We start from the raw sequence: 12,092 nt of genomic DNA on the forward strand, positions 1-12,092 counted from the left end.
GGGACCAGGCGATGACGCGGCAGCCCATGGCGGACCCGGCCCCGGACGGGACGGCGGATCAGATGACGGACGACGCGAAGACCCGGCGGCCGGCTCCGGCCCCGGGAACGCACCCGTCGGCGGCCCTGCGGGCAGTGCCCCCGACGGACCGACAGCGGGACCGGACTTCGGACCGACGCCCGGACCGCACGGCGGACCCGCGGCCGGACCGGGCGGCCGAAGCGGCGACCGACCGGGAGACGGGCCGCCCGCCGGACCTGACGTCGGGCCGGCGGTCGAGCGGGGCGGCGGGCCGGACCCGGGGGGTCGGGACGCGGCGGCGGACCCGCCGGGCCGCACTGGTCGCGGTGCCGCTCGTGCTGGCGGCCCTGGCCTGGTCGGGGACCGCCCCCGGCGCGGGCGCGGCCGGCGCCGGCGCCGTGCCCGTACGGGGGGCCGGGGGCCCGGGCGTATCCGGTGTGCCGGGGCACCAGGCCTTTGACACCGCGCCCGCGCGGGCCGCGCTGGCCCGGCTGCTGCCCCGGCACGCCGCCCAGTTCACGCTCGTGGCGGATCCGGCCGCCGGGGCCGACACCTTCACGGTGTCGGGGTCGGAGGGCGCCGTCACCGTACGCGGCTCCACCGGGGCCACCCTGCTCACCGGGGTCGGCTGGTACCTCCAGCACATCGCCGGAGCCGACATCGGCTGGCCCGGCGACAGCATCGGGCTGCTGCCGCCGCAGTTGCCCGCCGTACCGGCGCCGGTCACGCGCAGCGCGCTCGTCCCCCACCGCTACGCCCTCAATGACACGGACGACGGCTACTCCGGCCCGTACCGCACCTTCGAGCAGCACCAGCGGCAGATCGACCTGCTCGCCCTGCACGGCATCAACGAGGTGTTCGTGCAGGTGGGTGCCGAGTATCCGTACTACCGGGCCCTCCAGGGCTTCGGCTACTCCCCCGAGGAGCTGCGGGAGTGGATCCCCGGCCCCGGCCACCAGAGCTGGTGGCTGCTGCAGAACCTGAGCGGTTTCGGCGGCCCGGTCTCCGAGCGGCTGATGCGCGAGCGCGCCGAGCTCGGCGGGCGGATCGCCGAGCAGCTGCGCGGGCTCGGGATGACCCCGGTGCTGCCCGGCTTCTTCGGCACCGTGCCGCCCGGATTCGCCGCCCGCAATGCGGGCGCGAGGACGGTGGCCCAGGGCGACTGGGCGGGCTTCGACCGGCCCGACTGGCTGGACCCCACCTCCCCGGCGTTCGCGAAGCTGGCCGCCGCGTACTACGCCGAGCAGCGCGCGGTGTTCGGGGACAGCGCCATGTACCGGATGAGCCCGCTGCACGAGGGCGGGACGGCGGGTCCCGTCGACGTGAAGGCGGCCGCCGGCGCCGTCCAGGCGGCGCTGCACGCCGCTCATCCGGGTGCGGTGTGGGCGGTGCTGGGCTGGCAGGACAGCCCCAGGGCGGAGCTGCTGGCGGGGGTGGACACCTCGAAGATGCTGATCCTGGACGGGCTCTCGGACCGCTACAACCGGCTCGACCGCGAGGCCCGTTGGGGCGGGGTCCCGTACGCGATGGGCACGATCTACAACTTCGGCGGCCACACCACGATCGGCGCGAACACCTCCGTCTGGATCGACCGCTTCGGAGCCTGGCGGGCCAAGCCCGACAGCGCCCTGAAGGGCATCGCCTACCTGCCCGAGGCCACCGGCACCAACCCGGCCGCCTTCGACCTGTTCACCGACCTGGCCTGGGAGCCGGGGCCCGTCGACCAGCGCGCCTGGTTCGCCGATTTCGCGCGCCGCCGGTACGGGCGCCCCGACCCGGAGGCGGCGGCCGCCTGGGAGGAGCTGCGCAAGGGGCCGTACAGCACCTCCTCGGGGCTGTGGTCGGAGTCCCAGGACAGCCTGTTCAGCGCCCGGCCGAGCCTGACGGCGGCGGGGGCGGCGTACTGGAGCCCCAAGTCGATGCGCTACCCGGCCGAGGGAGTGCGCAAGGCGCTGGACCACCTCCTGCAGGTGGACCCGCGGCTGCGCGGCTCCAGCGCCTACCGCTTCGACCTGGTGGACACCGCGCGCCAGGCCCTCGCCAACCACTCCCGGGTGCTGCTGCCCAGGATCAAGGCCGCGTACGAGGCCAAGGACCTCGCCTCCTTCCGTGCACTGACGGGGCAATGGCAGGACGCGGAGCGGCAGTTGGACGCGGTCACCGGGTCCGACCCGAACTTCCTGCTGGGCGGCTGGCTGGCGGCGGCCCGCTCCTGGGGCGCGGACGAGGCGGAGCAGGACCGCTACGAGTACGACGCCCGCTCCCTCCTGAGCGTGTGGGGCCGGCGCAGCACCAGCGAGGGCGGCTTCCTGCACGACTACGCGAACCGCGAATGGGGCGGCCTGATCGAGGGCCTCTACGCCCGGCGGTGGGCGGCCTACTTCGGGTCGCTGGACGAGGCGCTGGTGCGGGGCACGGCCCCGCGGGAGATCGACTGGCACGCCTTCGAGGAGGAGTGGGCCCGGCAGACCACCCGGGACCACGGCGGGGCGAAGGGGCCGAGCGGGGACCCCTACCTGCTGGCCACCGCCATCGCGACCACCCTGAAGGCGGCCCGCTGACACCCCGCGGCAGCCCACGCCTACACCACCCCGGGCGGTGGCGGTCGGATCATGAGCTGATCGTCACCCTCCCGTGGGAATCTCGGTGCTCATGCGAGGGAGATCGGCTCGCCTGGTTCGCCGCACGGGACGGGCACTCGGTTCACTGGCCCGGAAACGATCAAGGGTGGCCGTCGGAACGAGTCGGCGGCCGCCGCTTCCGACGCCAGACGGCACGACACGAGCAGGGGTGCGCCGCGCATGTCCCAGACCGAATCCGCCGAGGGCCGGGAGGCCCCTGCGACGCTGGAGCTGCTGACGCTCCTGGCCGCCGGGGTCGCCGACCTGGCCCTCGACCAGCTACGGCAGTCCGCCGACCGCGCGCAGGACGTCCTGCGCCGCTCGGACCTGCGGGAGCTGCTCACCGACGGGGTGGTGGAACTGCGCAAGCGCGGCGAGCTGGCCACCAGCCGGGTGGGCGCGGGCACCGAGAACTACCTCGAATCCATGGCTCGGCGGGCCGCCGAGCGAGTCGCCACCGAGGGCCATCCCCGTGGATGACCACTCCGGTTTCAAGGATCGGATCAACGAGGTGCTGGTCCGGCTCGCCGACGAGGAGGAGCAGGAGCTCCTCCACCTCCACGCCGAACTCTCCCCGCTCACCGAGCAGTTGCGGCGATCCCTGGCGCGCGGGAAGCGGATCCGGGCCGCGTTCCTGTACTGGGGGTGGCGTGCGGCGGGGCAGCCCGACTGCGAGGGGGTGATCCGGGCCGCCGCCGCGATGGAACTCGTACACGCGGCGGCCTGCACCCACGACGACATCATCGACGACAGCCGGATGCGCCACGGGCAGCTCACCGCGCACGCCGCGTTCGCCGCGGCCGGCCGGCGCTCCACCGCCCTCGCGATGATCCTCGGCGATCTGCTGATGGGGTACGCCGGCCACCTCTTCACCACCTGCGGGCTGCCCGGGGGCTACCTGGCCCGGACCGTCCCCCTGTGGTCCACGCTGCTGCGCGAGACGATGGCCGGCGAGTTCCTGGAGGTGCTGCGCACCGACGCCGCCGGCGGCCGGGTACCCCAGGTGGCGCAGTCGCTGGAGGTGGCCCGCTACAAGACGGCCAAGTACACGGTGGAGCGGCCCCTGCACCTGGGCGCCACCCTCGGCGGGGCCCCCCGCGCCCTGCTGGACGCCTTCTCCGGCTACGGGCTTCCGCTCGGCGAGGCCTTCCAGCTCCGCGACGACCTGCTGGGCACCTTCGGCGACCCGGCCACGACCGGCAAGTCGAACCTGGACGACCTGCGGGACGCCAAACCGACGGCGCTGCTGGCCCTGACCCTGGCCGCCGCCGATGAGGACGACCGGCGGCTGCTCGCCAAGCTGGTCGGCAATCCCGACCTCGGCCAGGAAGAGGCCTCGTCCGTCCGCACGTTGATGGAGCGCTGCGGCGCCCGCCGGCAGGTCGAGGACATGATCCGGGAGCGCATCACCCAGGCCCGCGGTGCGCTGGAGCGCGTGCCGATGCCGGTGGAGGCGCGGTCCGCGCTGTGCGAGCTCGCCGATACGGCGGCCGAGCGTTCGCTGTAGTCAGGAACTGACGAGAAAGACGAGTCAAGTGAACACCAACAAGACGGCTTCGCCGCGCCCGCGCTACGACGACGCCGCCCTCGACGCCCTGCGCATCCAGGGGGACCCGCTCGCCGACGAGACCGTCGCCGAGATGTTCCGCCGCAAGGAGGTGGGCGACCTCAACACGCTGATGCGCTTCTTCAACACCGCCGGCGACAAGCTGCCCGAGCAGCTCCCTGCCTCCGCCCGGGCCTACTTCGAAGCGACCGCCATGCCGCCGAGCTGGGTCGACTGGGACCTGATGGAGCAGGCCCGGCTGTTCTTCATGGACAACGCCGCCCACATCAACACGGGCCTGTCCTTCGCCGCGATGCCCGCCACCTACGCCGTGCCCCGGCTCTCCCGGCTGCTCGCCTCGACGCACTCCATGGCGTACCCCTCGCGCCGGATGGCCAACACCGGCCAGTTCGTCACGTACCTCATGCAGACCAACTCCTTCGCCGAGGGCAGCAAGTTCATCCCCGCCGCCCAGAAGGTCAGGCTGCTGCACGCGGCGGTACGCCACCACCTGCGCCACGGCGGCCACTGGGACGTCGAGAAGGACGGGCTGCCGATCTGCCAGGAGGACATGATCGGCGGGCAGATCTGCTTCTCGCTGCTCGTCCTGGACGCGATGCACCGACTCGGCATCCACATGAGCGAGGACGGCGCGGAGGCCTACTTCTACGCCTGGCGGGCGGTCGGCGCCATGCTCGGCTGCGACATGTCGGCCGTGCCGGAGAACCTCGCCGAGGCCCGCGACTACTGCGACCTCTACCTGCTGCGCAACCTCGGCCCCTCCCCCGAGGGGGTCCACCTCAACGCCCAGCTGATGCGGATGTACGAGGACGTGGTACCGGGCACCCTGTTCGACCCGATGGTCCCGGCCACCGTCCGCTACCTCGTCGGCGACACCATCGGCGACTGGCTGGAGATCCCGCGCAGCCCCTGGGACACGGCGGCGAAGGCCGTGCCCGTGTTCCTCGGGCTGCTGGAGACCATCGAGGACAGCAGCCCCTTCGCCGAGTGGGCCCTCGACAAGGCGGGCTCGCTGCTCTCCGGCTTCGAGTTGTCCGCGCTCACCCGGGGCCGGGTCATGCACCATGCCATCCCGGCGGAGCTGAGGACCGAGTACGGGGTGAAGGCGCCCCGCACCGGGCGCTGGGTGCCGCCGGCACCGGTGCACTGACCCGCCCCCCGGGGCGACACTGGAACCGGCAGGGCGGGGACGGTGACGGCGAGCGACAGGGGCGGTGACCGCGCATGACCCGTGGGACGACCGAGCCGGGGCGGCGGCGCGCGCTGCCGGGTGCGGTCGTGGCCGGGCTGGTCGCCGCCTTCGCCGGGCTGGCCGCGGCCGAGCTCGTCGCGGCCGCCGTCCGGCCGGAGGCCTCCCCGGTCACCGCGGTCGGCGCGGCGGTGGTCGACCTGACGCCGGTGGGCGTCAAGGAGTGGGCCATCAGGGCCTTCGGCACCTCCGACAAGCTGCTGCTGGCCCTGGGGATCATCGTCATCCTGGGGGCGGTCGCGGCCGCCGCCGGGGTGCTCGCGCTGCGGCGGCGGTGGGCGGGGATCGCGGTCGCCGCCTGCTTCGGCCTGGTCGGTGCGGGGGCCGCGCTCAGCCGTCCGGGGGCGGCCTGGCAGGACGGGCTGCCTTCGCTGGTGGGCGGCCTCGCCGCAGCCGGTGTGCTGTACCTGCTGGTCAGGGCACTGACTCGGCCGCGTTCGGCGGGTGCCCCGGACGGCGGGGCCTGGACGATGGACCGGCGCGGTTTCGGACGGCTGGTCGCCGCCGCGCTGGCCGCCTCGGCCGGGATCGGGTACGCCGGTCGGCGGCTCGGCGCCTACGGATCCGCCGGCGCCACGGCTTCCCGGGCGGACCTCGTCCTGCCGAAGCCGGACGTTCCCGCGCCGCCGGTCCCGGCCGGGGCGGACCTGCGGGTGCCCGGGCTCTCCCGCTTCCTGACCCCCGCCCGGGACTTCTACCGGGTGGACACCGCGCTGGTCGTGCCGCGGGTGGACGCGGACACCTGGCGGTTGCGCATCCACGGGGACGGCGTCGCGGCCCCGCTCGTCCTCGACCTCCGGGAGCTGCTGGCCCGCCCCCTGGTCGAGCACGACATCACCCTCACCTGCGTCTCGAACGAGGTCGGCGGCCCGTACGCGGGCAACGCCCGCTGGCTCGGCGTCCGCCTGGCCGACCTGCTGCGCGAGGCGGGGGTCAGACCGCCTTCGCAGGGCGGCCCCGCCGACCAGCTGGTGGCCCGTTCGGTGGACGGGATGACGATCGGCACGCCCGTCGAGGCGGTCATGGACGGCCGGGAGGCACTGCTGGCGGTCGGGATGAACGGCGAGCCGCTGCCCTTCGCGCACGGCTTCCCTGTCCGGATGGTGGTGCCGGGTCTGTACGGATACGTGTCGGCCTGCAAGTGGCTGCGCGAGCTGCACCTGACCACCTTCGCGGCGTACGACGCGTACTGGGTGCGCCGCTCGTGGGCGCAGCAGGCACCGGTCAAGACGCAGTCCCGCATCGACACCCCGCGCGGTGGGGCCGAACCGGTGGCGGGGCGGGTCGCGGTGGCCGGGATGGCCTGGGCGCAGCACCGGGGCGTCGCCCGCGTGGAGGTACGGGTGGACGCGGGCCCGTGGCACGAGGCCCGGCTCGGTGCCGCGGACGGCGATGACACCTGGCGCCAATGGGTGTGGCCCTGGGACGCGACGCCCGGCCGCCACACCCTGGAGGTCCGCGCCACGGACCGCACGGGCGCCGTCCAGACGGGGGTGCGCCACGGCACGGTGCCCGATGGGGCAACGGGGTGGCACGCGGTGGAGGTGCGGGTGCGCCCCCGGCCGTCCGCGAACCCGAGGTGATCGCCTGCCGGGTTCGTGCCGGGGCTGCCCGTACATTGACCGTATGGAGCTGACCGGTACGTCGTTCCTCTTCACCCTGATCGCCGTCACCGCGCTCGCCATGCTCGCCGCGCTGCTCCTGTGGAACCGGATCCCGGGGCCGGGCTGGCTGCGGTGGCCCGTGCGGGTGGGCATGCTGGCGTTGTGCCAGCTCACCGCGATCGCCGTGACCGCCACCTGGATCAACGGCAGCTACGGGCTGTACGCCTCCTGGGACGACCTGCTGGGCACCGGGGACGTGCAGGCCGCCTCCACGATGACCGGGCCGCCGCTGGGCCGGGCGAGGTTCACCCGGGGCAGCGACGGCACGCAGAGCACCTACTTCCGCGGGGCGCACTCGAAGCTGGCCGGCCAGGTGATCGTGTGGACTCCGCCCGAGTACCGGGCGCCGGGCGCGCAGAAGACCCGGTTTCCGGTGCTCATGCTGCTGCACGGCTACCCGGGATCGCCGCGGACGTGGATGGACCTGGGGAACATGCCCGGCGCGCTGGACGACCTCGTCCAGCTCGGTGCGGCGCACCCGTTCATCCTGGTGCTCCCGGAGATCTACCCGGGCGGGGTCAACACCGACTGCAGCAACACGCCCACCCGCAAGGTGGCCGACTGGCTCGTGCGGGACGTGCCGGACCTGGTCGCCCGGAACTTCCGTACCCTGCGCGGGCCCAAGGGGTGGGGTGTGATGGGCGTGTCGACGGGGGCGTTCTGCGCGGCCAAGCTGCCGCTCCAGTACCCCGGGGTGTTCCGGGCGGGTGCCGCGCTGGACCCGGACCCGCTGACCGGGGACCCCGGCGTCCTGGCCGACCCGGTCCTGCGCGAGCGCAACAGCCCCATGTGGCTGGTCGGACAGCGGAAGAAGGCCGACGTGGGGCTGTTCCTGGCCACCTCCGCCCAGGACAGGGACAGCCCGCCGCAGCAGTTGGAGGCCTTCAGCCGGGCCGCTGCCGCGGCGGGCGGCGGGGTCCGGGTCAAGACGCTCGTCCGCCCGGCCGGCGGCCACAACTTCCAGACTTGGAGCGCGATGTACCCGAACGCCCTGGGCTGGCTCAGCACCGAGCTGTCGCCGCCCGCCGGCTCCCGTTGAACCCGCGGGTCGCCGGGGTCCCTGGAACCCGTGACCGCGGGGCCGCGGGGCCGCGGGGCCGGCTAGGCCGGGCGGGCGGTCAGCCGGGCCGGCAGCGCCTGCACGCTGTTGCCGATGAAGCTGCGCTGGTGCGGGAGTTCGGGCTCGGGGACGGCGAGGTCCAGATCCGGGAAGCGGGTGAAGAGCCGCTCCAGGGCGATGGTGGCCTCCAGCCGGGCGAGCGGGGCGCCCACGCAGTAGTGCGCGCCGTGGCCGAAGGAGAGGGCGCGGGCGGCCGTGGGCCGGGTGAGGTCGAAGCGGTCCGCGTCCGGTCCGTGGAAGGCCTCGTCGCGGCCCGCCGCGGTGTATCCGGCGAGTACGGGGGTGCCCCGGGGGATCACGGTCCCGCCGACGGTCAGGTCGCGCGTGGGGTAGCGGAACGGGAACCAGCTGACCGGGCTGTCCCAGCGCAGGGTCTCGTCCACCACGTCCGACCAGCTCGCCTTGCCCTCCATGACCAGCGCCGGCTGGTCGCGGTGGGTGCACAGGGCGCGGACGGCGTTGCTGATCAGGTTGAGGGTGGTCTCGTGGCCCGCGACCAGCACCAGCCGCATGGTGCCGATGAGTTCCGCCTCGCTGAGCCGGTCGCCGTCGCCGTCCCGGGCGGCGATCAGCGCGCTGGTCAGGTCGTCGCCGGGCTGCTCCCGGCGGCGGGCGGCGATGGTGCCCATCAGCTCGACGAGCTCGCGTACGGCGGCCATCGCCTCGGCGGGGGTGGTGTCGGTGGCGATGATCAGCGTGTGGGACAGGTGGTGCAGCCGGCCCCGGTGTTCGGGGTCCACGCCGAGCAGCTCGCAGATCACGCTCATCGGGAGCGGGAGCCCGAAGTGGCTGCGCAGGTCGGCGACACCGTCCGGGGCTTCGGCCGCCGCCCGGCCGAGGTCGTCGAGGAGTTCGGCGGTGAGTTCCTCGATGCGCGGGCGCAGTCGTTCGACCTGCCGGGCGGTGAACGCATTGCCGACGAGGGAGCGCAGCCGGCGGTGGTCGGCGTCGTCGGCGGTGTGCATGCCCTGGGCGTTCGCGAAGACCCGCAGGGGCCAGTCCATGGGGATGGTGCCGTCGTGCAGGGCCGGGAAGTGCCGGGCGTCCTTGGCCACGTCGGGGTGGGACAGGAACTCCTTGAGCGTGTCGTGCCCGAGGACGACCGCACCCGGCACCCCGCCGGGGAGTACGACCTCCGCGACGGCGCCCCGAGCTCGCAGCCGGGCGCTGAGCGCGTGCGGGCAGCCGCCGGCGGGGTCGATGACGTGCGGGTTCGCGGGTGCCGTGTCCCGTGACAAGCCGACTCTCCTGACCGTGTGGACGACTCTCGGCCAACAGTGCGGCTGCGGGGCGGGTTGTACAAGTCCGTGCCGGGCGGCAGTCCTCAGAACCAGGTGAGGGTGAGGGGGAAGGTGGTGGTGGCGGTGGTGGGGGTGGTGTCGGTGGCGGTGGCGGTGATTTGGAGGGTTCCGGTGGCCCAGGGTTTGCCGGTGATGCGTCCGGTGGCGGGGTCGAGGGTGAGGCCGAAGGGGAGGCCGGTGGCGGTGTAGCGGACGGGGGGTTTGCCTCCGGTGGCGGTGAGCTGGATGGTGCAGGTCTGGTTGAACTTGCAGGCTTGCGGGCCCGGGTCGGCGAGTTTGAGGTCACCGGAGGTCGGGGTGGGGGTAGGGGTGGGGGTCGGCGTGGGCGTCGGGGTCGGCGTGGGCGTCGGGGTGCCGCAGCCCGGGGTGGCCTCCGGGGGCAGCGGGACCCGCCAGATCTGCGTGTCGTTCTCCGACCCGACGAGCAGGCTGGTGCAGTCCGCGTAGGTCACGGTCTCCCCCTGGGACTGGGCGGGCAGCGCCACGTCCGCGAGCCGGGTCCCGGCGCTGTCGTAGACGGTGGCCGTATTGGCACCGAACGGTCCGCCGCTGCGCAGGGCGTACGAGGCACCGGAGGGCGAGAACGCGCCGTCGGTGGCGAAGACCGGACCGGGACGGACCGCGGTGAGCATGTTCACCTGGCCGGTGAGCGGAGGCAGCGGGGCCTTGTACACCTGGCCGGCGGCTCCGATGAGTTTGCTCGCGATGTAGAGCTGCCCGGTGGCGGGGTCGGCCAGCAGGGACTCGGCGTCGTGCCTGCCGTCCGGGTAGGAGAACCGGTAGGTGACCGGGGTCGGTGTGGCGTCGGCGAGCTGGTCCGGCTCGGTGATGCTGTGCACGGTGATCTCGGCGCGACCGGAGAAGTTGTCACCGATGTCACCGACGAGGATCGCCGGCCGGCCCGCGGAGTCCTTGCCGAGGGCGAGGCCCTCCCAGTCGGTGTTGCCGACGCCCGCGAGGGTGTACGTGGCCCGCAGCCGGCCCGTCGCCGTCGTGCAGTCGACGGCGAAGACCTGGTTCGTGTTGCCGCTGTCGTTGACGGCGTAGAAGACGCCCGGGTGCTTGCGGCTCATGGCGAGCCCGCTGAGCTCGGCCAGCCCCCCGGGGAGCGTGCACTTCTTCTCCGGTGCCGCGGCGGTGGCCGGGCCGGGGGCGGCGGGGGACGCGGTGGCGGTGGCGCCGCCCGTCCAGGCGAGCGCCGGCAGGAGGACGGCGAGGGCCGCGGTCGCGAGGGCGGCGGCCCGTGGTGGGGTGAGGAGTGGGGACATGCGCCCATGGGAGGGGAAGCGTGCCGTGGGCGCCAGGGCCAACCACCCCCGCTTTGAGCATGGTTCAGTGCCGGGGCGGCATGTCAGGGCGCCCGGGTGGCGCGTTCCGGTCAGCGCACCGGCTCGCGGACGGGCGCATTGCGGCGGGCGTGCGCGATGAAGGCGCGGGCCGCCCGGCTCAGCGGTCGCCGGGCGTGCGCGAGGCCCACCGGGCGCAGCAGGGGCGGGGTGAAGGAGCGGACCTCGGCGCGGCTGCCGAAGGCGCGTAGGACCACGTCGCGGTACCAGATGAGCGAGCCCCGGCCGTCGGTCACCCCGGTCACCCAGGCGAGCCGTTCGTCGACCTCCAGGGTGGGCACGGGGCGCACGCCCAGGCAGCTGAACAGGGCCTCCATCTCGGTGCGCCGGCCGGTGCCGGGGGTGGGCAGCACCATGGGGAGCCCGTCGAGCATCCGGAAGGGCACCGGATCGGGCAGATGGGAGCCCGGCGGCGAGATCAACACCACCTCGCGCTCCTGGAGGTGGTGCGTGGACAGCTCCTTGTCGACCGGCAGGTCGACCAGGGCCAGTTCGCAGCGCCCCTCCCCCAGCTCCTGTACCAGCGCCTCCCGGCCGTCGTGCTGCTGGAGCCGTACGTCGATGCCCGGGTGCCGCCGGGTGAAGTCCGGTACGAGCTCGGCGGCCAGGTCCAGGGCCAGGGTGGGGGTGGTGGCGAGGGTGAGGGTGACCCGGGCGTCCTTGCCGTGGGCGGCTCCGATGTCGTCGATGGCCTCCACCGCGTTGAGCACCGTACGGGCCAGCCGCACGACGCGGGCTCCTTCGGGCGTGAGGTCCACTCCCCTGCCCCGGCGGGCCAGGAGTTCGACTCCGAGGTCCCGCTCCATGGCCTGGACGGCCCGCGACAGGGCGGACTGGGCGACGAAGACCGAGGCGGCCGCACCGGTGATGGAACGGCAGTCCGCGACGGCGACGAGGTAACGAAGCTGCGCGAGTGTGGGGGTCATGACCGGACGGTAACCGGGTGCTGCCTTACCTGTAAGGGGCAGGCGGGTGAACAAGTGTTCCGCGGTGCAGGGATGTTCATGCCCGGTGGTCGCCGAGGTATGCCGGTGCGGCATGGGCCGGGCCGGATCGTGCGGGCCGCCGGTGCGCCGGGTACCGCCCGACCGGGGGACGTCCGTGCAGGCCACCGGCCCGGGCGGGCCGCGGCCCGGGGCCGGGAGGGGTGCGGACCGGTGGCCCCGGCGGCGCCGCCGGGGCGAAAGGGAGCGCTCCGCATGA

At 74.2% G+C, this 12,092-nt stretch carries 9 protein-coding genes; 6 read left to right on the plus strand and 3 right to left on the minus strand.

The genetic code is table 11. The features are described from left to right. Window positions 1-11 precede the first annotated feature (11 nt). The 6 genes from AB0B01_RS22015 to AB0B01_RS22040 all read left to right on the plus strand — a co-directional run bounded on the left by AB0B01_RS22015 (window position 12) and on the right by AB0B01_RS22040 (window position 8,161). Window positions 12-2,582, plus strand: a complete 2,571-nt coding sequence (locus AB0B01_RS22015; protein WP_361721579.1) for an alpha-N-acetylglucosaminidase — start codon at window positions 12-14, stop codon at window positions 2,580-2,582. A 240-nt stretch (window positions 2,583-2,822) separates the two neighbouring features. After that, the gene (locus AB0B01_RS22020) at window positions 2,823-3,122 is read left to right on the plus strand and encodes a hypothetical protein (protein ID WP_361721582.1); all 300 of its coding nucleotides are present in this window, start codon (window positions 2,823-2,825) and stop codon (window positions 3,120-3,122) included. Then, entirely contained in the window at window positions 3,115-4,149 is a 1,035-nt protein-coding gene (locus AB0B01_RS22025) for a polyprenyl synthetase family protein (RefSeq protein WP_361721585.1), read from the plus strand. The genes AB0B01_RS22020 and AB0B01_RS22025 overlap by 8 nt, the downstream gene beginning before the upstream one ends. 28 nt (window positions 4,150-4,177) lie before the next feature. Beyond that, the gene (locus AB0B01_RS22030) at window positions 4,178-5,359 is read left to right on the plus strand and encodes an oxygenase MpaB family protein (RefSeq protein WP_361721587.1); all 1,182 of its coding nucleotides are present in this window, start codon (window positions 4,178-4,180) and stop codon (window positions 5,357-5,359) included. A gap of 74 nt (window positions 5,360-5,433) precedes the next feature. Continuing rightward, a complete protein-coding gene (locus tag AB0B01_RS22035; RefSeq protein WP_361721590.1) occupies window positions 5,434-7,041 on the plus strand; it encodes a molybdopterin-dependent oxidoreductase in 1,608 nt (535 codons plus the stop codon). A gap of 43 nt (window positions 7,042-7,084) precedes the next feature. Beyond that, window positions 7,085-8,161 carry an alpha/beta hydrolase-fold protein gene (locus AB0B01_RS22040; protein ID WP_361721593.1) on the plus strand — a complete coding sequence of 359 codons (1,077 nt, stop codon included), beginning with the start codon at window positions 7,085-7,087 and terminating at the stop codon, window positions 8,159-8,161. A 62-nt stretch (window positions 8,162-8,223) separates the two neighbouring features. On the opposite strand, the gene AB0B01_RS22045 is transcribed toward AB0B01_RS22040, so the two are convergent. The 3 genes from AB0B01_RS22045 to AB0B01_RS22055 form a co-directional block, all read right to left on the minus strand. Further along, on the minus strand, window positions 8,224-9,480 hold the full coding sequence (locus AB0B01_RS22045) for a cytochrome P450 (protein WP_361721596.1): 1,257 nt from the start codon (window positions 9,478-9,480) through the stop codon (window positions 8,224-8,226). Between the two features lie 86 nt (window positions 9,481-9,566). Further along, window positions 9,567-10,811: a putative Ig domain-containing protein gene (locus AB0B01_RS22050; protein WP_361721599.1), complete on the minus strand. Its 1,245-nt coding sequence runs from the start codon at window positions 10,809-10,811 to the stop codon at window positions 9,567-9,569. Between the two features lie 110 nt (window positions 10,812-10,921). After that, complete coding sequence (locus AB0B01_RS22055; RefSeq protein WP_361721602.1) at window positions 10,922-11,815, minus strand: LysR family transcriptional regulator; 894 nt, start codon at window positions 11,813-11,815, stop codon at window positions 10,922-10,924. Window positions 11,816-12,092 lie beyond the last annotated feature (277 nt).

The organism is Streptomyces sp. NPDC044571 (assembly GCF_040647115.1).
In the GTDB taxonomy this organism is placed as follows: Bacteria; Actinomycetota; Actinomycetes; order Streptomycetales; family Streptomycetaceae; genus Streptomyces.

Excerpts from the sequence above, each read along its gene's own strand:
- AB0B01_RS22055 (WP_361721602.1), bottom strand. The coding sequence starts at position 11,815 with ATGACCCCCACACTCGCGCAGCTTCGTTACCTCGTCGCCGTCGCGGAC.
- AB0B01_RS22015 (WP_361721579.1), top strand. The coding sequence starts at position 12 with ATGACGCGGCAGCCCATGGCGGACCCGGCCCCGGACGGGACGGCGGAT.
- AB0B01_RS22040 (WP_361721593.1), top strand. The coding sequence starts at position 7,085 with ATGGAGCTGACCGGTACGTCGTTCCTCTTCACCCTGATCGCCGTCACC.
- AB0B01_RS22035 (WP_361721590.1), top strand. The coding sequence starts at position 5,434 with ATGACCCGTGGGACGACCGAGCCGGGGCGGCGGCGCGCGCTGCCGGGT.
- AB0B01_RS22050 (WP_361721599.1), bottom strand. The coding sequence starts at position 10,811 with ATGTCCCCACTCCTCACCCCACCACGGGCCGCCGCCCTCGCGACCGCG.
- AB0B01_RS22020 (WP_361721582.1), top strand. The coding sequence starts at position 2,823 with ATGTCCCAGACCGAATCCGCCGAGGGCCGGGAGGCCCCTGCGACGCTG.